This is a genomic window from Rhizobium sp. BT-226 (assembly GCF_025847085.2).
GTDB lineage: Bacteria > Pseudomonadota > Alphaproteobacteria > Rhizobiales > Rhizobiaceae > Rhizobium > Rhizobium sophorae.
In genome coordinates, this window is record NZ_JAOYTI010000002.1 from 1,161,212 (window position 1) to 1,183,511 (window position 22,300).

The 22,300-nt window shown below is 60.1% G+C and carries 23 protein-coding genes; 15 read left to right on the forward strand and 8 right to left on the reverse strand.

The window, feature by feature from the left end; genetic code table 11:
* Nucleotides 1-40: 40 nt before the first annotated feature.
* Both OIU37_RS15930 and OIU37_RS15935 read left to right on the forward strand, forming a co-directional pair.
* Complete coding sequence (locus tag OIU37_RS15930; protein WP_064647874.1) at nt 41-274, forward strand: DUF2188 domain-containing protein; 234 nt, start codon at nt 41-43, stop codon at nt 272-274.
* An 18-nt stretch (nt 275-292) separates the two neighbouring features.
* Nucleotides 293-1,132, forward strand: a complete 840-nt coding sequence (locus tag OIU37_RS15935) for a Ku protein (RefSeq protein WP_264258025.1) — start codon at nt 293-295, stop codon at nt 1,130-1,132.
* A gap of 155 nt (nt 1,133-1,287) precedes the next feature.
* On the opposite strand, the gene OIU37_RS15940 is transcribed toward OIU37_RS15935, so the two are convergent.
* Entirely contained in the window at nt 1,288-2,091 is an 804-nt protein-coding gene (locus OIU37_RS15940) for a Ku protein (RefSeq protein ID WP_264258026.1), read from the reverse strand.
* Between the two features lie 235 nt (nt 2,092-2,326).
* Here OIU37_RS15940 and OIU37_RS15945 point away from each other — a divergent pair, with 235 nt between their 5' ends.
* The 3 genes from OIU37_RS15945 to OIU37_RS15955 are packed head-to-tail and all read left to right on the forward strand — an operon-like array spanning nt 2,327 to nt 5,553.
* The gene (locus tag OIU37_RS15945; RefSeq protein ID WP_180693811.1) at nt 2,327-3,061 is read left to right on the forward strand and encodes a GDSL-type esterase/lipase family protein; all 735 of its coding nucleotides are present in this window, start codon (nt 2,327-2,329) and stop codon (nt 3,059-3,061) included.
* Nucleotides 3,062-3,104: 43 nt separating this feature from the next.
* The gene (locus tag OIU37_RS15950; RefSeq protein WP_264258027.1) at nt 3,105-4,460 is read left to right on the forward strand and encodes an O-antigen ligase; all 1,356 of its coding nucleotides are present in this window, start codon (nt 3,105-3,107) and stop codon (nt 4,458-4,460) included.
* A complete protein-coding gene (locus OIU37_RS15955; protein ID WP_168314482.1) occupies nt 4,447-5,553 on the forward strand; it encodes an acyltransferase in 1,107 nt (368 codons plus the stop codon). Before OIU37_RS15950 ends, OIU37_RS15955 begins: the two co-directional genes overlap by 14 nt.
* Before the next feature lie 95 nt (nt 5,554-5,648).
* Here OIU37_RS15955 and OIU37_RS15960 read toward each other — a convergent pair whose 3' ends face one another.
* Complete coding sequence (locus OIU37_RS15960) at nt 5,649-6,794, reverse strand: right-handed parallel beta-helix repeat-containing protein (protein WP_372353367.1); 1,146 nt, start codon at nt 6,792-6,794, stop codon at nt 5,649-5,651.
* 170 nt (nt 6,795-6,964) lie between these two features.
* A complete protein-coding gene (locus OIU37_RS15965; RefSeq protein ID WP_168310577.1) occupies nt 6,965-7,615 on the reverse strand; it encodes a triacylglycerol lipase in 651 nt (216 codons plus the stop codon).
* 809 nt (nt 7,616-8,424) lie between these two features.
* Between OIU37_RS15965 and OIU37_RS15970 the strand changes: the two genes are divergently transcribed.
* From OIU37_RS15970 to OIU37_RS16015, 10 genes are all read left to right on the forward strand, one after another.
* Nucleotides 8,425-8,907 (forward strand): MSMEG_0572/Sll0783 family nitrogen starvation response protein, encoded by a 483-nt coding sequence (locus OIU37_RS15970; protein ID WP_264258028.1) that lies wholly within the window; start codon nt 8,425-8,427, stop codon nt 8,905-8,907.
* 74 nt (nt 8,908-8,981) lie between these two features.
* Nucleotides 8,982-10,028, forward strand: coding sequence for a Nit6803 family nitrilase (locus OIU37_RS15975; protein ID WP_264258029.1), 1,047 nt, complete (start codon nt 8,982-8,984; stop codon nt 10,026-10,028).
* Entirely contained in the window at nt 9,955-11,073 is a 1,119-nt protein-coding gene (locus OIU37_RS15980) for an MSMEG_0568 family radical SAM protein (protein WP_264258030.1), read from the forward strand. The genes OIU37_RS15975 and OIU37_RS15980 overlap by 74 nt, the downstream gene beginning before the upstream one ends.
* Nucleotides 11,070-11,612 (forward strand): MSMEG_0567/Sll0786 family nitrogen starvation N-acetyltransferase, encoded by a 543-nt coding sequence (locus OIU37_RS15985; protein WP_168310544.1) that lies wholly within the window; start codon nt 11,070-11,072, stop codon nt 11,610-11,612. Before OIU37_RS15980 ends, OIU37_RS15985 begins: the two co-directional genes overlap by 4 nt.
* Nucleotides 11,613-11,614: 2 nt before the next feature.
* A complete protein-coding gene (locus OIU37_RS15990) occupies nt 11,615-12,589 on the forward strand; it encodes a sll0787 family AIR synthase-like protein (RefSeq protein WP_180694253.1) in 975 nt (324 codons plus the stop codon).
* Nucleotides 12,586-13,755, forward strand: a complete 1,170-nt coding sequence (locus OIU37_RS15995) for an MSMEG_0565 family glycosyltransferase (RefSeq protein WP_264258031.1) — start codon at nt 12,586-12,588, stop codon at nt 13,753-13,755. The genes OIU37_RS15990 and OIU37_RS15995 overlap by 4 nt, the downstream gene beginning before the upstream one ends.
* Nucleotides 13,748-14,035 (forward strand): MSMEG_0570 family nitrogen starvation response protein, encoded by a 288-nt coding sequence (locus OIU37_RS16000; RefSeq protein ID WP_168314484.1) that lies wholly within the window; start codon nt 13,748-13,750, stop codon nt 14,033-14,035. Before OIU37_RS15995 ends, OIU37_RS16000 begins: the two co-directional genes overlap by 8 nt.
* 10 nt (nt 14,036-14,045) lie before the next feature.
* Nucleotides 14,046-15,320 (forward strand): MSMEG_0569 family flavin-dependent oxidoreductase, encoded by a 1,275-nt coding sequence (locus OIU37_RS16005; protein ID WP_264258032.1) that lies wholly within the window; start codon nt 14,046-14,048, stop codon nt 15,318-15,320.
* A 2-nt stretch (nt 15,321-15,322) separates the two neighbouring features.
* Nucleotides 15,323-16,183: a Pnap_2097 family protein gene (locus tag OIU37_RS16010; protein WP_264258033.1), complete on the forward strand. Its 861-nt coding sequence runs from the start codon at nt 15,323-15,325 to the stop codon at nt 16,181-16,183.
* 183 nt (nt 16,184-16,366) lie between these two features.
* Nucleotides 16,367-17,386, forward strand: a complete 1,020-nt coding sequence (locus OIU37_RS16015) for a LacI family DNA-binding transcriptional regulator (RefSeq protein WP_264258034.1) — start codon at nt 16,367-16,369, stop codon at nt 17,384-17,386.
* Between the two features lie 33 nt (nt 17,387-17,419).
* Here the strand turns inward: OIU37_RS16015 and OIU37_RS16020 are convergent, their stop codons facing one another.
* The 5 genes from OIU37_RS16020 to OIU37_RS16040 form a co-directional block, all read right to left on the reverse strand.
* Nucleotides 17,420-18,430, reverse strand: a complete 1,011-nt coding sequence (locus tag OIU37_RS16020) for a zinc-dependent alcohol dehydrogenase family protein (RefSeq protein ID WP_264258035.1) — start codon at nt 18,428-18,430, stop codon at nt 17,420-17,422.
* Nucleotides 18,431-18,485: 55 nt separating this feature from the next.
* The gene (locus OIU37_RS16025; RefSeq protein ID WP_180693821.1) at nt 18,486-19,274 is read right to left on the reverse strand and encodes an L-iditol 2-dehydrogenase; all 789 of its coding nucleotides are present in this window, start codon (nt 19,272-19,274) and stop codon (nt 18,486-18,488) included.
* A gap of 132 nt (nt 19,275-19,406) precedes the next feature.
* Complete coding sequence (locus OIU37_RS16030; RefSeq protein ID WP_264258036.1) at nt 19,407-20,465, reverse strand: carbohydrate kinase family protein; 1,059 nt, start codon at nt 20,463-20,465, stop codon at nt 19,407-19,409.
* Nucleotides 20,465-21,136, reverse strand: a complete 672-nt coding sequence (locus OIU37_RS16035) for a D-lyxose/D-mannose family sugar isomerase (RefSeq protein WP_264258037.1) — start codon at nt 21,134-21,136, stop codon at nt 20,465-20,467. The genes OIU37_RS16030 and OIU37_RS16035 overlap by 1 nt, the downstream gene beginning before the upstream one ends.
* Nucleotides 21,136-22,290: a Gfo/Idh/MocA family protein gene (locus OIU37_RS16040; RefSeq protein ID WP_264258038.1), complete on the reverse strand. Its 1,155-nt coding sequence runs from the start codon at nt 22,288-22,290 to the stop codon at nt 21,136-21,138. The genes OIU37_RS16035 and OIU37_RS16040 overlap by 1 nt, the downstream gene beginning before the upstream one ends.
* Nucleotides 22,291-22,300 lie beyond the last annotated feature (10 nt).

A 22,300-nucleotide genomic window follows, 5' to 3' on the forward strand; every position in this document is an offset into this window, starting at 1 on the left:
ACATCATGCACCCTATTTAGCTGAGAAGAGGAGATCCGAAATGGCCGATATCACCTATCAGGTCGTGCCGCATGACAATGGCTGGGCCTATAAGCTCGGCGACACACTTTCGGAAACCTATGCAACAGCGGATGAAGCGATTATCCATGCCAAGGACGCTGCATCGCGCCAGAAGATCGGCAATGGCGATGCGTTGCTCGCCTATCCCGCACCCGACGGTCGCGGCTGGGCATTTCAGGAACTCGAAACCGACAAGAGCGGCAGCCGGCTCTGATCTGCGACGGAGGATGGAATGGCCGCTCGGGCAAGCTGGAAGGGTCATCTGAAGGTGGGCGACCTTGCCTGCGCCGTCGGGCTCTACACTGCCGTTTCCTCCTCCGACCGCGTCTCCTTCAACATCATCAACCGCAGGACCGGCCACCGGGTGGAACGGCAATTCGTCGATAGCGAGACCGGCAAACCGGTCGAGCGGAGCGACCAGGTCAAGGGCTACCAGATGGAGAATGGCGACTACATCGTCATCGAGGGCGACGAGATCGCCGAAATCATGCCGGAAAGCGACAAGGTCCTCAATATCAAGGCTTTCATTGCCTACGACGATATCGACAAGCTTTATTTCGACCGCCCTTACTATCTCGCGCCCGTCGACGAACATGACGAGGAGGCGCTGTCGCTGATCGCCAGGGGCATGCGTGACGGCAAGGTCGCGGCTCTGGCCGAAGCCGTACTTTTCCGGCGCAACCGGACGCTGCTGATCCGCCCACATGACAACTACATCGTCGCGACGATGCTGAATTTCGACTACGAGGTGCGCTCGGCCGATACGGTTTTCGAAGACATTCCTGACATCAAGTTCGACAAGGAAATGATCGAACTTGCGGGCCATATCATTGGCACCAAGCACGGCAGCTTCGAACCGAGCACATACGAAGATCGCTACGAGGCTGCCCTTGTCGAGCTGGTGAAGGCGAAGGTCGAGGGCCGGGCGCCACCGAAGAAGAAACCGGCTCCGGAACGCAAGGTCGTCGACCTGATGGAAGCGCTGCGCCAGAGCGCCAAGATCAGCGGCAAGGCTCCCGCGAAAAAGAAGGCGCCGGCGCGTAGCGACAGCCGCAGCAAGAAGGCAAGCTGAGATGGCTCTCGAAACCTCTATCAGGCGAAACACGATTTCACGCCCGACGCGGCTCGATACCTTGCCGAAAGATCCCTGGGACGGGTTTTTCGCCGCGGCGAAACCGCTGGCGAAGAAAAGGCATAGCGGATCAGCGATGCCTCTGCCGACCGTCGCTAACGCGGCTTGCCCCCATCTTCCGCAGCCAAGCTCTTTTTCAGGGCATCCATGATATTGATGACGTTGCCGGTCGATTTCACCGGCGCAGGTTTTTGCGCGGGCGCCGCCTTCTTCAGGCTCTTCTGCTTGTTGCGGATCATCGACTTTAGACGTTTCTGGATCGGGTCCTGCACCATGGCCGGGCTCCAATCCTTCGTCTCTTCCTTCACCAGTTGCTTCATCAGTGTCAGCAGCTTGGTGTCGATCTCGGTTTTGTCGTCGAGTTCGGCAACGGGATCACGCACCTCGTCGCCATAACGCAGGGTCCACAGAACGATGCCTTTGCCCAGCGGTTCCAGCAGCACCGCCCGCTCGCGGCGATAAAGGACAAGGCGGGCAATGCCGACGACGTCATTGGCCTTCATCGCCTCGCGGATGACGCAGAAGGCTTCCACCCCGACCTTGTCTTCGGGCGCCAGAAAATGCGGTTTGTCGTACCAGATCCAATCGATCGAGCCACGCGGCACAAATGTGTCGATCTCGATGGTGCGGGTGCTTTCGAGCCCGACTTCCTCGATCTCTTCGTCTTCGAGAAGAACATAGTCGTCCTCGCCACGCGGATAGCCCTTCACCTGGTCCCGCTCCGCCACCGGCTTGTGGGTGACGCTGTCGACATAGCGGCTTTCGACGCGGTTCTTCGTCTGGCGATTGAGGACGTGGAAACGGACCTTGTTGCTTTCGGTCGTTGCCGGCGTCAGCGAGACGGCCGCGGTGACGAGCGAGAGCTTGAGATAGCCTTTCCAGAATGTCTGACGTGCCATGTCTGTCCTGTCTCCCGGACACGGTTGGGCATGGCAATCAACGGCGGGTTCGGTCTTTGGTTCCGGCAGTTGAAGATTTCGTTGATCAGATACGGTCGGTGCATTTCCATTTCATGGCTCGGCTACCGTTGGGCCGAGCATTGCGGGCGGAGGGCCAGAGCCACTCTTTCCTTGCCTCCGCCATTTTCCTCTTCAATAATGAAAACCCCAAGACGTCAGGATATCGGTAATCTGAATGTTGCGACTTTTCGTCAACCTCATCATCGTCCTCGCATGCAATTTCTTCCTCATCATCGGCAATGCTGGCCCGTCCTTCGCCCAGGAATGCCCTGGCCCGATAATGGCAACGAATGCTTCGGCGCAACCAAAACAGGCAAGCAAGCGATTTAATCGCGCTCTTCCGAGCTATCGCGCCAGATCGGACCGATACAATCTGGCTCTTGTGGGCGATTCGCTCGTCGAGCTCTGGCAGCCCTGGATCAAAGACAGCTTTCCCACCCGCCCGGTGATGAACCTCGCGGTCGCCGGCGACACCACGCAAAATGCATTGTACCGTCTCGAGGGTTTAGACCTTCCGGATTTCCATCCCGCGGATGTCGTCGTGCTTATCGGCACGAACAACCTGGGTGCGAAAACTGCGCCATGCGCAGTAGCAACTGGTGTCGTGGCTGTTGTTAGCAAGGTTCGCGCTCTTTGGCCGGGCGCCCATATTTACGCGTTATCCATACCGCCTCGGGGCAAGCGCTATGCCTTCTACGAGGATGTACGAATTCCGGCCAACCAACTTGTCGCATCGTCATTGGCTGAAATGCCGGGTGTCACGTTCGTTCAAATGAACGATGATATGTTGCGGTGCGGTAAGCCAAGCGATAAAGAATGTTCCAACTACAAGCCTGACCATCTTCATTTCAATGAAGGGGCATACAAGCTGATCACGAGCTTCCTCGCCGCAGCGGGTCTGCAGCTTTGATTTTTGCCGCTCAGGTGGTTACCAAAACGTAAGGCGGAATGTCATGAGCACCTCATTTGACAGCTACCAACCGATTGGCCTGCAAAGACATAAACCCAGAGCTCGTGCGCAATATCGCATTCGGCGTGAAACCCTCGTTCGGATCGTCCTTTCGGCAATATTTTATATTTCCCTCTGGAGAGCTACTGGCATGTGGTACGGGCTGCCCGCCGACTTCCAGGAGGGTGTCGGCAAAGATCCCATGCCAATGCGACTGCTGCTGATGTCGCTCGTTCCACTCATTGGCCTCTACTGTTTGCTGGAGCCCAGGCGAGTCGTTGAATTGCTCCGCAGCGCCTCGGCGCTGCTTGGCATAGTCTGCTTATGCGTCTTTCTCTCGATCGCTTTTTCCGTCAGCGTTACAGCCTCGCTCCGAGCTCTCGTGGCCGTCGCATTGCTGACAGCTGGACCCCTTCTTTACAGAGCCCGTTATGGAGCCGTTGACACATTTGAAAGCCTGGCGAAATTTGCCATCGCGACGGCTTTCATCAATATTCTTTACACGGCAGCCTTTCCCCGGTTTGCGGTGATGAGAGGCAGCTATGCCGGGATGGTGAAAGGGGCGTTCTACCACAAAAACATGCTCGGCCAGTTTTCGGCAACAAACTTCATCTTGCTGCTTCCAGCCCTGCCGATGTGGCGTCTGCGCTATTATGATCTCCTGCGATGGGCGGCAATGCTGCTCTACCTCGTGCTCATCGTGCTGGCGAAATCATCAACGGCGATCATCCTGCTTTCAATTGGAATAGCTGTATACTACGGAATGAGCTGGATTCAGCGCTTTCCAGGCCGGATATTCAGATCCTTCGTCGTTCTTCTTGCATTCGCTCTGCTGGGCTTCGTCGTCTCCGTCGCGTTGATGGGTGTGGCACAGGCGATTGCCGAGTCATTCGGGAAAGACCTTACGCTCAGCGGACGTACGAATGTCTGGGAACAGCTGCTGCCGCTGATCTACGAGCGGCCGCTTTCAGGCTGGGGATTTGCCTTGTTCCGACAGCCCGATATCATGGAGCAATATGTTCGCCTAACGTGGGACGCTCAATCCACCCACAACACCTACATCGAACTTGCGCTGAACATGGGCATACCCGCGACCATAATCTGGACGTCGTTCGTCGTGGTGCGGCTCGTGGCGAAGATGACCTCGTCGCCTCTCAATCGAGCCCTCGCCATCACCAAGAGAAAGGAGGTTGTCATTATCCTGCTGATCTTGATCGGCGCATTCACCGAAGCCGGAATGATGCTCGCCCCCTTCATCTTATGGCCCCATACGGTGATCGCACTTTCGAGCCTTGGCCCGGAGTTCCTGTCCCGCTTCCGCAAGCCGAACCAGGCAGGCGCGCAACATGCATCAGGCTAAAAAGATGACTTCAAATAATCGTAGACTGGTTGGCCTCGATGGGATTCGTGGCTTGGCGGCTATTTGTGTGGCAGTGCATCACACCGAAGGTTTTGTCGGATTTGATGCAGCACCTGCCGCCTATCTCGCCGTCGACTTGTTTTTTTGTCTCAGCGGCTTCGTGATCGGCCACGCCTATGAGAGGAAACTCATTCAAGAGTCTTCGCTTTCTGCCAATGATTTCGCCGTCAAGCGTCTTATCCGCTTGTATCCCCTCTATCTGCTCGGTTTACTGCTCGGCGTCCTCGCATATGCAGGCATGTCGCTCAGCAGAAATCAGCAAATGGATCCCCTGCTGTTTGCCACCTCGTTGATTGCCTCGATGTTCTTCCTGCCGGCGATCGGTGGAACATCGCTGAAGGCGCCGAACCTGTTCCCCTTCAACGGTCCGTCATGGTCTCTATTCCTGGAGATCGTGATCAATCTCGCCTACGGCTATACGGCGAGATTGCTGTCCAACGGTGTGCTCGCTGTCATCCTCCTTGCGTCATGGGTTTGGCTGGCGGCGCAAACGCTGGCCCATGGAAGCGCTGACCTGATCCCGCTCGACGGGGCCTTGCTCTCCGGATTTCCCCGCGTTCTCTTTTCTTTCAGCCTCGGTATCCTGATGTACCGCTACCGGCAGCGGCTTTCCCCTTCGGGCATCGGAAAAGCAGCCGCGGTGACAACAATCGTTGTCGCGACTGCTCTTCTTGTCTTCCAGGCGCCAGCCGCCTGGGTTGGCATAAAGGACCTGATTGTCATCACTGCTTTATTTCCTATCGCCGTGCTTGTCCTTTACACAGCCAACTTCGATGGCATGCTGCGGCAGCCCCTTCTTATTGCGGGAGAGGCGTCCTACGCGCTCTATGCAATTCATGTTCCGCTGCTGGGATTGCTGTTGGGAGCCTGGAAAGCCGCTGGCCTCGGACAACCGCCGGCCTGGGCGATCTTTGCCGTCGTTCTTCCGCTGATCGTCGTATTGGCCATTGTCGTCACCCGCCTCTACGATGAACCGGTTCGCAAAGCGCTCAGCGCAGGAAAGGCCATGAGGCTTCGTTGGCGCCGATCCTGATTTTAGCGCGATGCGAGGATTGAAAGAGTTACAGCGCCGTGCGTCCCAAAGGACGCACGGCGCTGTAATCCTCGTGCAGCCAAGCGATATGCCGCCTAAGTCGAGAGGTAGCGCTTGCGCCAAGGCAGCATGTGTTCCTCCCATGCGCGCGGCGTGAAATCGTCATAGGCAGTCTCAGCGATCGCCAGCATCCAGTTCTGCTCCTTGCGGGCCAGCAGGACGCATGACAATTCCATGCCAGGCTCGACCGTAATGGAAGGCCTATTGGCGCCTGGAATATCGATCCCCTTGTTCCGCCACTGGATGCGGATTTCGTCGGGCTCGGATGTCCATTCGCCGGAGGCAACGGAAGCGTTGCCGTCGGGCTTGAAGCGAAGCGGCGGCGGGGTGACATTCAGAAAGCTGCCATCGTTGCGATAGTTGCCATCGATATCACCTGCAGTCGTTTTGCCGTTTCCCTTGAGAACGATGTCCTGCTCGCACCGCAGGAATATGTTGCGCCGAAAGCTGCCGGACCACCGACGGTTGGCGAAGAACGCGATGTCGCATTGGCTAATGACGTTGTCGTGGATATCGATGTCTTTGCGAAATGCCCGTTCCTGATCCGAAAAGCCGCTTAGGCTGACGCCACGATTGGCGTTCTCGATCCAGTTGTCATAAATGTGATGGCCGGCGTGGTCGGCCTTGTCGCCGATGCCGTAGCCGAAGGAATAATCATTCATCCTGCCGTCGCGCATGATGTTGCTGCGCACCACGGCGTCATCCCCAATCGACGAAAAGGAGAAATTCTTGCCGCCGATGAAATTGTATTCGACCAGGTATTTTCGAGTTTTGTCGCAGACCAGCGCGCCCTTGTTCGATGCGCTCGCCGGCGACTGCAGGAAGAGGTTACCGCGGATCACGATATCGGAGCTGATATTGTCGTCGCTGTTTTGATAGGCGAACTGGCAGCAGTCTGCTCCCTCGCCCGGAGCCGCGCCGATGCGATTATTCTCCAACAGCACGTGCGTCGTCTTCGTCAGGTAGATGCCGTCGCCCTTCACATTCTCTGTTTCACAGCGCCTGACGGTGAGGTTCTTGCCATTGTGAAATTTGAAGCCTCGAGGAGAGTTCTTGACGATAACGTCTTCGATCACCGTATCGGAAAACACCTGATAGGCGACGCCGACATCGGGCGCACCGTCGATGACCTGTCCGCGTGTGGACCTGCCGTGAATTTTCTTTCGCAGGATGGCGGTCATGGCATTTCCTTCGATACTGGTGCAGCGGGGATTAAGGAGAGGGCATGTGGCGGATGTTTGAATATTTGGAAATCATCTGGCTTAGCTAGCAAGTATGTTACAGGCTTCGCCTTCCCGCAGGCACTGTTCAAGTGATCGCGGAGACCAAGCGAAGGTGAAAGTACATCGTGTCAGCTTGTGAACCGCCCGTCTTTCAGAAACGACAGGGTCTGGCTCCACATAATCCCGTTGACGGGCAAGAAAGTGTGGTTTGCCGGAATGACGATATGCGCCGCCGCGCCGTCGAGACGCGTGCTCTCCACCGAAACCTTTCCATCATTCGGAACCCTGAGGCCGATGATAAGCGAAGAGACCGGGTCGATGGTTCGGTTCCCAGCGATGATGCCAAGTTCATAATCCACTGTGCCGAACAGGTCGGTCATTGCGGTTTGATCCGTAATCAGCTGCTGCCCTGCCGGTCCATAGACCGTCCTGTATAAGGGCCAACCCTTGAGGAAATCGGCAACCTGACTGCCGTTGTTCGGCGTTCCGACCATGACCACCCTTCCCAGGTTGGCTGGGCGATAACGCGTCAGAAAAGCACGGATGATCAACCCACCCATCGAATAACCCACGAAATGGACCCTGCCCTCGCCTGCCTCCTTGGCAGCGCCGTCGATCTCAGGTCGGACGATGTCGATGAGGTCGCTGATCGAAAACTTGGTGGAGGGGTAACCGACATTCACAACCCGATAACCGTGGCCGGACAGGAAGCTGGCGAGCTTCGCCATACTTTTCTTCGTCCGGGCAATGCCGTGAAACAGGAGGACAGTGTCGTTCATCATGTGTCCGCTCAACGGGCTGCTATCGATCAGGCTATTCTGTAGCTCTCGCGGTGAAGCTTGTCGATCAATGCGGAATGGCCAGACTCCGAACAGTTTCGTTGCGGTGTATCGTGCTCGAAACCGGAGCACGCAAGGCGTGAAAGCGGGGGGTGCGCTTATTGTCACCCCCGCCACAAGCACCCTGTTCTTACTTCGAGACGTCTACGGTCGCCTCATCGATAAGGGCCGCGACCTCCAGAGGCTTTGATTGAGGCAAGCATGGCTTGCCGCCAAGGTCACGACTTTCCGAGCATTGAGTCGAGCCGACATAAGAGCGACACGGGCATAATCGGGGACAAGGGAATCCGAGCATCCTCTTTCGCCTCCTTCCTCCGCCGTCGACGGAATTGACGGCGTACTCCGTTGGCCGCCTTGCGAACGCCCCTACATATACATCCAACTGCATTAATTGAGTGCATTCAATATAGCTGGATCCGACACCAGAAAGCGTCGCGAGTCTAAGTCAGCTCTTCCCAAAGCCCCAGCGTAAACAGGTGACAGAGGCTCGTGCTGCACAAATATCATGGCTGCTCCCAAGGATTGACCCCAATTGAATGCATCTGATTTGGGCTTTCGTGCATTCGATTCTTGCATTCTGTCGCACAGAAAATTAGCTTTCAGACTTTTAACTCTCACAATTGATTGCATATTTGAATGCATTACTCGCATATTTGACTGCTATTTGTGCATAAGCAATATGGCATAGCGCTTGCAATTGGATGGATGCTCCCCCGGATGGGGATCGGATTTCAATCAAGGAGCCATCCATGCCCGCAGTGACCAAGCCAGCCAATCAAAAAGGCGACTTTCTTGTCGATTACGAGGACAAGGTTTTCGAGGACGTACAGGCCGGCGAAGGCGAAAAAGCCCTCGTCACCTTCCATACCGTGGCCTTCGAAGGATCGATCGGATTCGTCAACCTGCTGCAGGCGACACGCCTGAAGCGGAAAGGTTTCGAGACCTCGATCCTTCTCTACGGCCCAGGCGTGACGCTCGGCGTCCAGCGCGGTTTTCCGATGCTCGGCGCGGAGGCCTTTCCCGGCCATCTGAATTTCAACAACCAGATCGTCAAGTTCATGGAAGAAGGCGGCAAGGTCTATGCCTGCCGTTTTGCCCTTCAGGCGCTTTACGGCCATGGCGAAGGCGCGCTGATCCCCGGCATCACGCCGATCAGTCCCCTCGACGTTCTCGACCTGATCCTGATCCATCGCCGCGACGGCGCCTTCATCCTCGATACCTGGACGCTCTGAGCATCAGCCGCCGCAAAGAATAAAGGCGGAGCCTCGGCGCTCCGCCTCCCCACCCGTCAATCGAGGATTTCGTCATGGAGAAAAAAACGAGCGTCCGGGTTGCCGCCGCGCAGATCGCGCCGGATCTGACCTCGCGCGAGAAAACACTGGCCCGCGTGCTGGATGCAATTCGTGAAGCGGCGGCCAAAGGCGCCGAGTTGATCGTCTTTCCCGAAACCTTCGTCCCCTGGTACCCCTATTTTTCTTTCGTGCTGCCGCCTGTTCTCTCCGGCAAGGAGCACGTGCGACTTTACGAGGAAGCCGTCACGGTGCCGAGCGCTGCCACCGATGCCGTCTCGGCAGCCGCCCGCGAGCATGGCATCGTCGTGGCGCTTGGCGTCAACGAGCGTGACCACGGATCGCTCTATAATGCCCAGCTGCTGTTTGATGCCGATGGCACGCTCCTCCTCAAGCGTCGCAAGATCACCCCGACCTTTCACGAGCGGATGATCTGGGGCCAGGGCGACGCCTCCGGCCTGAAGGTGGTCGACAGCGCCGTCGGACGCCTTGGGGCGCTGGCATGCTGGGAGCACTATAACCCTCTGGCCCGCTACGCCCTGATGGCACAGCACGAGGACATCCATATCGCCCAGTTTCCGGGTTCGATGGTCGGGCCGATTTTTGCCGACCAGATGGAGGTCACCATCCGCCACCACGCGCTGGAAAGCGGTTGTTTCGTGGTCAATGCCACAGGCTGGCTGAGCGACGAGCAGATCGCCTCCATCACGTCCGACGCAGGGCTGCAGAAGGCCCTGCGCGGCGGCTGCATGACCGCGATCATCTCGCCCGAAGGCAAACACGTCGTGCCACCGCTGACGGAAGGCGAAGGCATCCTGATCGCCGATCTCGACATGAGCCTGATCGTGAAACGCAAGCGGATGATGGATTCGGTCGGCCATTATGCCCGGCCCGAGCTGCTGCATCTTGTCATGGATGGCCGCGCCACGGCGCCGATGGTCACCACCTCCCAGCCATCCCTCCCCACAGCCGAAGCAAGGACCCTTTCCGATGGAGAATACGACACATCTGCCAACCGAGATTCTGATCAACGAATTGCAGTCCTATGGAGCCCGGCTCGTTGACCCCAAGGCCGGACATGAAAGCCGCCGTGGTGGTGCCGGACCTTCCGACCACAAGGCACTGACCATCGACGGCATGACGGTGATGGTGCCGGTTCACACCGCACCTGCGTTCGAGAGTCCTTATCTGGTGGAAAAGCCGGACGAGATGGGCCGCAGCCGTATCAGCCGGGATGGCACGGTGCTGGGCGAGGTCTCCTTTCCCCTGCGCCCGCGCTTCTACGAGCGTTCGACCGCCGACGGCATTCCCTATTCGCAGATCGCCGTTCTGCACGGCAAGGACGTGCTGGCCACGACCGTGCTGCAGACCTGCATCCGCTATCAGAGCCGCACCAAGACCTGTCAGTTCTGCGCCATCGGCCAATCGTTGGCAGCCGGCCGCACCATCGCCCACAAGACGCCGGAGCAGCTCGCGGAAGTCGCCAAGGCCGCCGTCGAACTGGACGGCGTCAAGCATATGGTGATGACCACCGGCACGCCGAAGGGCGACGACCGCGGTGCTGCGATCCTCGCCGACAGCGCCCGCGCCATCAAGGCGGCCGTCAATATTCCCATCCAGGCGCAATGCGAGCCGCCGGAAGACGATATCTGGTTCACCCGCATGAAGGAGGCCGGCGTCGATGCCCTCGGCATGCATCTGGAAGCCGTGACGCCGGAGGTGCGTGCCCGCATCATGCCGGGCAAGGCGCAGGTCTCGATCGCCAAATACATGGCCTCGTTCAAGGCCGCAGTGGAGGTCTTCGGGCGCGGCCAGGTCTCGACCTATATCCTGGCGGGGCTCGGCGACAGCCGTGAAGCCATTCTGGACATCTGCGAAAAGCTGGTTGCGCTCGGCGTCTATCCCTTCGTCGTGCCCTTCGTGCCGATCTCCGGCACGCCGCTCGAAAGCCATCCGGCGCCGAGGCCCGACTTCATGCACTCGATCCTCGGACCCTTGTCCAGGATGCTGGTCGTCAGCGGCTTGAAGGCCGTCGACATCAAAGCCGGCTGCGGCAAATGCGGCGCCTGCTCCGCCCTTTCCACCTATGAAAGGATGCTCACCAAATGATGCTCGAAGCCTTTGCTCCCTATCGATCGAGCGAGTTCCAGGTGAAGTTCGCGACCTCCGCCTGGGAGCGCAGCCAAGCGCATGCGCTGCGCCGTGCCGTCTTCTGCGAGGAACAGCAGATCTTCGAGGGCGACGACCGCGATGCGATCGATGATCACGCCATCCCGATCGTGGCTCTCTCCATGCTCGGTATTGCCGCCGACCAGCTGGTCGGAACGGTGCGCATCCATCAGGCGGAACCCGGTCTCTGGTGGGGCTCGCGACTGGCAGTCCATCCGGATTTTCGCAAGATCGGCGCCCTCGGGGCGACCCTGATCAAGCTCGCCGTGTCCTCCGCCAATGCGATCGGATGCCACACTTTCCTCGCCAATGTGCAGGTGCAGAACGGCCTGCTGTTCCGCAGGCTGCACTGGAATGTGATCGAGGAGTTCGAGGTCTATGGCAAGCCGCATCTCAGGATGAAGGCCGACCTTGCCTATTATCCGCCCTGCGCCACACCCGAGGCAGGCTTCACCGCCCTTTCCAGAAAGGTGGCGTGAGGATGGTCGCGATCGACATCAAGGCCCTGGCGGCAAAACTCTCGACAAGCAGCGGCATCGCCGCCAAGCAGGATATAGGCACGATCGCGGCAAGCCTCGGCCTGCAGGGGCAGCAGATTGCCGTCGGCGACGATTGCGCCGCGCTGCCCGATGGCGACGGCTATCTGCTTTTTGCCATTGAAGGCTTCATGAACGAGTTCGTCGCCGCCGACCCCTGGTTCGCCGGCTGGTGCGGCGTCATGGTCAATATCTCCGACGTCGTTGCCATGGGCGGCCGACCGACCGCCGTGGTTGATGCCGTCTGGGCTAATGGCGAGGCAGGCGCGACACCCGTTCTCGAAGGTATGCGGGCGGCATCCAGCACCTTTGGCGTACCGATCGTCGGCGGGCACACGAATATCCGCAGCGAACGCGGCCAATTGTCGGTCGCCATTCTCGGTCGCGCCAAGAAACTGCTGACGAGCTTCGACGCGAAGCCCGGCGATGTGCTGATTGCAGCTATCGACCATCGCGGCCGTTACCGCGAACCTTTCAATAATTGGGAAGCCGCCACCGATGCCGCGCCGGCACGCCTGCGCGGCGACATCGAGCTGCTGCCCGAGATCGCCGAGGCCGGACTGGCGCTGTCTGCGAAGGATATCAGCCAGGGCGGCATCGTCGGCACGGCCATCATGCTGGCCGAATGCTCGCATGTCGGCATCGATATCGACGTCACTGCCATTCCCCTGCCCGCCGGTGTCAGCCTCGATCGCTGGCTCGTCACCTTTCCGAGCTTCGGCTACCTGCTCTCGGTCGCCCCGGAACATGCGGCCGATGTCGTCAGCCGATTCGCTGCGCGCGGCATCAGCGCTGCGGTCATCGGCGCGGTCGTGGCTGGGGCCGAGGTCGCACTGGTCGATGGCGAAAGCCGTGCAGTGGTGCGCAATCATACCGAAACACCCCTAATGCAGCTCGGTCGGCAGGATGTCGCCGCATGAACCTCCCGCCGCACCGAACGCTACGCATTGCCATACTGACCCATTCCACCAATCCGCGTGGCGGCGTGGTTCATGCCATGCAGCTTTCGGAAGCGCTGACCTCGCTTGGTCATGAGGTGGTCCTGCACGCGCCTGATGCCAAGGGGACGGGCTTCTTTCGTCAACCCTCCTGCGGCACGGCCTGCATTGCCGTGCCGCCTGCACCCGCCGACATGACGCAAATGGTCGAGCAGCGGATTGCAGGCTATGTCGACTATTTCCGGAGCGCCGGAACCGATGGCTTCGACCTTTTTCACGCCCATGACGGCATTTCCGGCAATGCGCTGGCGACGCTCAAGCTGGAGGGCCTGATCCCGAACTTTGCCCGCACTGTCCACCACATCGACCAGTTCGCCGATCCGCGCCTGATGGCTTTGCAGGATCGCGCGATCGATGCGGCCGATATCTTCTTCGCCGTCAGCCGCCTCTGGCAGGACAGGCTGAGAGGTGATCGCGGCATCGAGGCGACAGTGGTGGGCAATGGCGTCGACACCGACCGCTTCTCGCCTGCCTGGAGCGGGGAGCAGGTCGCTCTGCGCGACAGACTGCAGGTCGGAAGCGGGCCGATCTTCCTCAGTGTCGGCGGCATTGAGGCGCGAAAGAACAACCTTGGTATTCTCGAAGCTTTTCGTCAGGTCCGCGCCATCCGGCCGGATGCCCAGCTTGTCATTGCCGGCGGCGCCTCCCTCCTGGACCATGGCGACTATCAGGAGGAGTTCCGTTCTTGCCTCGCCTGCCTCGGCCGGGACGCCGTAGCGGTGCATATCATCGGAGCGATCGCGGATGCCGACATGCCTAGCCTCTACCGATTGGCGGATGCGCTGGTGTTCCCTTCGCTCAAGGAAGGCTTCGGCCTCGTCGTTCTGGAAGCCATGGCCAGCGGCATTCCGGTTGTTACATCCTCGATTGCGCCCTTCACCGAATATCTGGGTCCCGGCGATGCGATCTGGTGCGATCCGCATCATCCGGTCTCCATTGCCGAAGGCATGGCGCTGGCGCTGGTCGCACCGATCCGCGAGCAGGTCATTCCCCGTGGTCTCGCGGTTGCCGCGCGGCATGGCTGGCAGCAAACCGCGACTGCCCATCTTGCCCGCTATCACACGCTGCTGGAGGCCGACCATGCCTGAAATGCGGTTCGTCATAACCTGGCCGGATGGCCAGGAGGAGACCTGTTATTCCCCCTCCCTGATCATCCGTGAGTTTTTCACCGAGGGTGAAAGCTATTCGGTCGCCGATTTCATAGATCGCAGCCGCAGGGCGCTTACCATCGCCAGCGATCGCGTGGAGGCGAAGTTTGGTTTTGCGTGTTCATCCGCAAACGACCAACTCGCCCGAATTGAAAGCGTCGCTGTCGCCTTCCTGCATGACGCAGATGCCCGCGTCCACTGCAAAACCTTCATCTTTTGAAAGGACCATCATGACCACACCATCCCTCAAGAACCACTACAGTGCGGTTGTCATCGGCGGTGGCCAGGCCGGGCTGTCGGCCTCTCACTATCTGAAGAGGCACGGCATTGATCACGTGGTTTTCGAGAAGAAGACCGTTGCGCATAAGTGGAAGAACGAACGATGGGACGCCTTCTGCCTGGTGACGCCGAACTGGCAATGCCAGCTTCCCGACCATCCCTATGACGGCACGGATCCTCACGGTTTTATGGTCAAGGACGAGATCCTCGCCTATGTCGATCGCTTCGTGAAGAAGGTCGAGGCGCCGGTCTTCGAGCAAACCGGCGTGACGTCGCTCGAAAAGCATGGCGGCCTCTTCCGGCTCGAGACCTCGGCTGGGGCGGTGACTGCTGATGCCGTGGTGATCGCCACCAGCCTCTATGCAGATCCAGCCACTCCGCGTGCGGCCGAGCGCCTGCCCGAGCACATCATGCAGATCCACACCGCCGCCTATCGCAATGCCGATCAACTGCCGGAAGGCGGTGTCATCGTGGTCGGCTCCGGCCAGTCCGGCTGCCAGATTGCAGAGGATCTGCATCTTGCCGGCCGCAAGGTGCATCTCGTCACCGGCAATGCACCGCGTTGCGCCCGGTTCTATCGCGGCCGCGATGTGGTCGACTGGCTTTCCGATATCGGCCAATACGACATCACCGTCGAACATGATGGCATGACGAAGAAGAAGCACGACACCAACCATTACCTGACCGGACGCGACGGCGGACGCGATATCGATCTGCGCAAGTTCGCACTGGAGGGCATGGCGCTCTATGGCCGCATGTCCGGCGTCGCCGCCAGCCGGATGCTGTTCGAGCCGAACCTGAAGGCCAATCTCGACGGTGCCGACCGTGTCTATAACGGCATCAATGCCCTGATTGACCGGCATATCGCCGAAAAGGGCATCGATGCTCCAGCCGGATCCCCCTATGTCCCTGTCTGGGAGCCTGAGGCGGAGATCGCCGAACTCGACCTGAAGGCGGAGGGGATCGCCTCGGTCATCTGGGCCACGGGATTCAGCCCGGATTGGTCCTTCGTCGGACTGCCGATCTTCGACGGCAACGCCTATCCTGTTCATCGCCGCGGCGTCACCGCCGTCGATGGCGTCTACGTGCTGGGACTTCCCTGGCTCTGGACCTGGGGCTCGGGCCGGTTCCTCAGCGTCGGCAGGGATGCCGAACATGTGATCGGGCATCTTGCGGCTCGACGTTCGGCACAGACATCGTCTCTCAAACAATCAGTCAGCGCCTGATCATGAGCGCGGCCCTTTTCGATTTTCCGCCCGCAGGACCTTCGGCACGCGAGTTGATGGCACGTGCCCTTGATCCGCATATACTCCTCGGTATGCCGCATCTGAATGGAAACGGGCTGTCGGAGACATGGCTGATGAAGGAACTCGGCCATCGTCACTGGCTGATACTTGCCTGTCATCTCGGGCTCGACAATGCGGATTTCAGAACGGCGAATGGAGAGGAGGCCTATGCCGCGATCTGTGCAACGTCACTGACGGATGCACGTTTCGACGTCGTGCAGGCGAACGGCGTTTTGACCATCCACTCGAGACTGTCCGCAGTCTCGCGAACCCGGACGTCGACCCGGCACGAGTTGTCCATCCACGGAAGAGGCGTCGGCGCGGTCGAACTCATCTCAACCTTCGTTCACAGAACGATCAAAGACAACAATCACTCGATCGCACGTGTAACGTTGCCTGAGCCGCAGGGACAGCGGTTCCAGTCCAGCCTTCTCGCCCAGAATGCTGCAGACATCCGGAATGGGCGGTTGGGAACGCATTTCGGGTTTTCCGCCCTCGCTCACGGGGCGCTCCGAACCTTTAAGTTTGATCCCAGCGCCTCGCAGGAGTTCAACGGCGCGGGACTGTTTTACTTTGCCGAGTATCAGGCACTCGCCGATCGCGCCTTGGAAAACTGGTTTCCCTGCAAGGGGCCGCTCGTCCGAAAAGACGTTTTCTTCCTTGGAAATATCGACCGAAATGAAAGCGTTTCCTTCGACCTTATTGATATTTCCGACGAGCAAAACACTGTCCATGGGCAGCTACGACGCGAGAATGGGAAAGTGATCGCCAAAATATTCGGTATGTGGACGTGTCTTCGCTGAGGCATGGACCGGGGGCCGCACTTGCGGCGTGCGCTTGATGCGGCATCCCGCTAGTGATCTAGTGGATGATGAAATCAAGGTGAACTTCAGCAGCTCGTCTCATGATGTTCGACCGCTCCTATGCTAGCGTCCTTTGCGCGTCTGAAACGACGCGCGGCGTTGTAGAGAAAGAAATGCGAGCACGTGACGACCAGCATCAGACATATCGCTAAACTTGCAGGAACATCGGTCTCTTCGGTCTCGCGCGTGCTCAACAACAGTGGTTACGCCTCACCCGAACTCAGGGACCGCGTCGAGGCGGCTATCCGAACGCTGAACTACACGCCCAGCAAGGGTGCGCGCATGCTGCGCGGTGCACCAAGCCGGATGATCGGATTGATGCTGCCGTCGATTGAAGTGCCTTTCTTCGGCATCCTGGCCCATGCCATCGAACAGGAATTGTTTCAGCACGGCTATCAGACGCTGATCTGCAGCACGGCAGAAAATATGGACCATGAGATACGCTACATTTCCATGCTGCTCGCCCAGCGCGTCGACGGCGTCATCGTGGCGAGCGCCTTCGGCAGCACCGAGCATTTCGGAGTGCTGCGTGACGCTCACATTCCAACCATCGCCATCGACCGCGAGCTGAACGGCATCGCCGACGACGCTGTCATGGCCGATCACGAGGAGGGTGGACGGCTGATGGCGCGCCATCTGATCGACCTCGGCCACCGGGCGATCGCCATCGTCGGCGCGCCGGCACACAGCCAGCCTATCCAGCTTCGCCTGCAAGGCATCACGGCCGAGATGGCGAAAGACGCCATTGCGCCCGCGATCGTGGCGATGGCGGAAGAGCACAGCTTTGCAGAGACCTACCGGCTGGCGCGGGAGCTGCTGGCGTCTCGAGCTGAGGTCACCGCAATCATCGGCACGACCGACGTTTCAGCGATTGCCGCAATCCATGCCATCCAGGATCGCGGATTTTCCGTTCCGAACGACTATTCGGTCGTGGGCTTCGACGACCTGCCGGAGGCAGCCTACGTCTTTCCACGGCTGACAACGGTTGCGCAGCCGATCCGCGATGTCGGGCGGCAGGCAGCACGGCTGCTGGAAGCGCTGATCGACGAGCACCAAGCAGGGGACGAATCTCGGCAAGGCGCGATCGTAAAAGTGCCGGTCACGTTGATCGAGCGCGATTCCACCGGCCCCGTCCGCAGCTGAGCAGATGGTGCGAATCAGAGAGGCGCGGCCAAGCTAGGGCCGGACGATGACCTTGATCTCGCCTGGCAGTGGCGCGTTGCCCACCACGTCGGCGACCTCCTCGAGACCTATGGTTTTGGTGACCAATGCGTCCAGTTCCAACACCCCGCTCGCGACCATTGCCGCAGCGCGCGAATGGGTGAAGGGGTTGAGGTAGGCCGGCCTGATATCGACTTCGTTCACCAGCAGATCGAAGGGCAGAACCGGCACTTCGACACCCGCCGGCGTCACCCCGAAAAGCACGAAGGTACCACCGCGCCGCGCCATTTTCAGACCGCTTTGAAGCGTGTCGCTGACGCCGGCGCACTCGATGACCACGTCGGCGCCGCCTTCGGTGACCTCTCGAACGGAAGCGATCGTGTCCGAAGAGGCCGGGTCGAAGGCATGTGTGGCCCCCAGGCGCAGAGCGGTTTGGCGTCTCGATTGCTGGCGCGTGATCAAAATGATCTCGCCTGCCCCAGCCAGGCGGGCCAGCTGCACCATCAGCAGGCCGATCACGCCGCCGCCAAGGATGGCGACGCTGTCGCCTGGACGGATCCTTGCCTTGTCGATGGCGTGGATACAGCAGGCCAGCGGTTCACTGAAGGCGCCGTGAACGGGATCGAGGTCGGCCGGCAGCACGAAGGCCTGCGCGTGCGGCACCGCGACATATTCCGTAAAACCGCCATCTCGTGTCACGCCGATGGCGGTGAGGCGCTCACACAAGTTCGGCCGCGCCCGCGTGCAAGCCGGACAGGTGCCGCAGGCAATATTGGGGTCGACCGTCACCAGCTCGCCGCCGGCAAACCGTGTCACACCATCGCCGATCTCTTCGACGATGCCGCAGAATTCGTGGCCCAGCGTCACGGGGATCGCCGTCGGATACTCACCCTTGTACATGTGGCGATCGGAACCACAGATGCCGGCGGCTGCGACCCGGACAAGCAGCTCGCCCGGCCCGGCAACCGGTTTCTCAACGCTGCGCATGGTCAATGACCCGATCGACTCCAAGCGTACGGCCTTCATTCCACTCCTCCGGATCTCACGTTCGATTGCCTATTGCTGCTGATGAAGCGAAGCGTCAGCTCATGACATTGCCGCCATCGACATTGTAGCACTGCGCCACGATGTATGCTGCATCGGGTCCGGCCAGGAAGGCCGCCATGGCAGCTTGTTCTTGGGGGGCGCCAAATCGTCCGGCCGGAACGGCGGCGGCCACGCGGCGCTTGACGTCACCGGGTTTCAAACCTTCCCGGCTGCCGAGCTTTGCATCGACGACGTCCCACATCGGCGTATCGACGACGCCGGGAGCGATGGCGTTGACGTTGATCCCATAACGGATCAGCTCCAGAGCGCAGCTTTGCGTAATGCTGATGACGGCCGCCTTGGAAGCGCAGTAAGCCACGGCCGGTCCTTCGCCCCGACGCCCAGCCTGGGACGAGAAGTTGATGATGCGTCCACCTTCCCCTCTCTCCACCATGTGCCGGGCAACGGCCTGCGTCATGAAGATCAGGCCTTCGACATTGACCTGAAATACCCTCGCGGTGCGCTCCCGGGATATTTCCAGAATGGACTCGACCTCGTAAATGCCTGCGGCATTGACCAGGATGTCGATCTTGCCGGCGGTGGCGATGGTGAAGCGCGCAGCTTCTTCGATGCTGTCCTGGATGGTCACATCAAGCGCTACACCCCAGGCATCAGGGCCGATCGCTTCCGCCACCCGTGCGCATCGTTCGCCGTCGAGATCCGCCACGACAACCCTGGCGCCTTCGGCGGCGAAGCGTTCGCAGACCGCCTTGCCGATGCCGCTCGCTCCTCCTGTGACCAATGCCACCTTGCCGGAGAGCCTCGCCGTTTCCGCATATGTCATCGCACTGCCTCCCCGGTCGCGCTTGCACCGGCAAGGCTGCCGCGCGCGGCTGCCATAATGAATAGCTTCATGTTTGCTCCTCCCTTGACTGAACGATAATCGGAGCCGCCCTCCTGAGGCGACGCCAATGGGCTAAGCGGATTGCGGGTTCGTCTGCTTCGCCTCCCGAAGGAGGACGGACATGTCGGGGATGCCATCGGTGGCTGTCGCCCCCTTGAGGCAACGCGCAGCGGCGGCATGGGCGACGGCGCAGATATGCTCGACCGGCCAGTTCTCATGCAGGCCGTAGAGCACAGCGGCGCAGAAGGCGTCTCCGGCGCCGACCGTGCTGACGATGTCACTGGGATCGACGGGCCGTGATCGCGTGATGATCGGGGAAGCGCCGGGCGCAAACCAGAAGCAGGTTTCCGGCGCATGGATGATCGCGCCCTTGGCGACGCCCGCCGCAAGCAGGCGCTCTCCCGCTTCCAAAAGCCCCGCCTCGATCAAATCTCCCTCCGCATCGCGAACGGTAACGCCGGTTGCCCGACCCGCCTCCATCTCGTTGATGATCAGGAAATCGCAGAAGGGCAGAGCGACGCCGACCTTGGCCGCAAAGTCCGGGTCTTCGCTCGATACCAAATCCACGCATGTCGTGAGCCCCGCGCGGCGCGCGGCCTCCAGCAGGCGCGACGCTCCCGAACGGCCGTCGGGGCCAATGCGGTCGAGACCCGGCAGCAGCATCAGATAACCGAGATAGAACAGCCGATAACCGGCCCTGGCGAAGGCCGCGGGTAAGACAAGCTTGTCCGTGACGGCATCGTTGGCGCCGCCATGATAGAAAAAGGTCCGGTTCTGGCCGGGTACATTCATGACATGCGTATGCGCCGTCACCCGGTCGGCAAGCGCCGTCAGCCCACCGACATCGACGCCGGCAGCCGTAAGGCGGGCCTTGATGATCTCCCCGTCCTGATCAGTGCCGATGCATCCGGCCGCCGCCAGCTTTCCAGGAAATCCGAGCGAGGCCAGATCGGTGACGACATTGGCCGCCCCGCCCCCGACGCCCAGATCCTGGTGCAGAATATGCGCAAGATTGCCCTGTTCGGGCCAATAGGACAGGGTGTGGACCCGATCGACAATGAAGTTTCCCGCGCAGACGATGCCGCCCTGCTTTCGACTGTCGCGATCGTGAACCTCCTCCCCGGCTCGCATCAGCTGCCTCCTTCGTTCCACAAGGGTCTGAGCGCCGGCTCGTCTTCCTCGATCGCGGCAAAGCGCCCGATCGGCTCCAGAAAGAAATTATCGCTGTTGTCGTCGTTGACCTGGCTGACCTCGCCGACAAGGACAGGTCCGCCGCCTATCCTGCCGTAAAAGCGGTGGTAAAGCCCGGTGCGGATCGTCACGCTTTGGCCAGGCTGAAGAACCAACGGCTCCCATGCAGCGAGCCGGTGCGGCAGCCCGTCTACTGGCACCGTCATATCATCCTTCAGCACATTGCCATCGGCATCGGTTGCGGCGAATTCGATGACGAGATCGCCACCGGCGCGATTGATGATGTCTTCCATCTTTGCCGCATGACGGTGCGTCGGCGTGACCTGCCCTTCCCCAACGAAGAGCAGCTTTTCGGCATAGGTCCGCTCCCCCTCGACATCAACGATGCCATTGCGCAGGCAGAACAGCACGAGGCCGCATTCGGCAAACCGGTTCGAGCCGAAATCGGTGACGTCCCAACCCAGCTGATGGGCGCGCAAATAGGCTGATGCCTCCGGGCGAGAGGCAAAATCCGCCGCCGTCCAATAGCCCCATGCCGGCAGAGACCAGTGCCAGCGCTCGAGGGTTTCGGTTGCCCGCCGTAACGCTGCGTTGATCTCGGAGCGCTGCATCAGACGGACGCCCCGTCATAGGCGACCGGCACCACCACGTCCTCACGGCCGGATTTGAGGGCAGCCGTCAAGACCGCATGATGCGCCTGCGCCTCGGCCGGCGTCGCGCAGCCGAAACCATTTGCATTTCCGCCGGCAAGCTCATCGACGAAGGCCGCCCACATCTGCTGTATGGCGTCGGCAAAACCGAATTCGAAGATCTTGCCTGTGATGGTCGGAAACAGCGAGCCATATCCCAGATCCTCGGTGCTCCAAGCCTGCGCACCGCCATTATAGTCCATCCACTGCCACTGGCGCGGCGACTTCGTGCTGAAGAACGCGCTCTTCTTCATGCCGAGAACGCGGATGTACCAGGTGTTGGATTCGCCGGGCGCGATGCGCCAGGTTTTCAGCACCATCGGGAAATCCTGATCGCCGGTGCGCACGCGGCTGCTGATCGTGGCATTGTCCCAGGTGGTGCAGGGCAGCATGCCGCCCTTGCCGTCGGGACGTTCGGTGACTTTTTTGACCAGTTGCGCATGCAGGGTGGTCGGGCGCCAGCCGAGACGCAGCGGCACGTGCAGCACATGCATGCCGAGATCACCCATGCAGCCATAATCGCCATTGATCTGGGCCATGCGCTTCCAGTTGATCGGCTTCTGCCGGTCGATATCCGAAGAGTGCAGGAAACCCGCCTCGACTTCGAGAATATCCCCCATCTCGCCGCTTTTTGCGAGCGCGATGACCTTCTGTGCGCCGGGGAAGAAAGGCATTTCCGACGAGCAGCGGACCAGGAGTTGGGGATGCTCGGCAAGAACCGCCATGATTTCCCGGTTCTGCGCGGCGTCCATGCCGAAGGGCTTTTCGCCGAGAAGATGTTTTCCGGTCTTCAGGACGTCGATGTAGAATTGCTGGTGCAGCACATGCGGGACAGCGCAATAGACCGCATCGACCTCGGGATTGGCCAGAAGCTCCTTATAGTCGGCGGTGAACTGCCGAACGGTCGGCACATGTTCCCTGAACCAGTCGAGCAGCGTCGCGTTGGTATCACAGACGGCGACAATTTCCGGTCGCGCCTTCATATCGGCCAGATGCAGCCAGCGCGCCGCAGCACTCGCGAACTCGCGCCCCATCAGACCGCAGCCGATGACGCCGAAGCGGAATATTTTCGTCATGACATCTCCT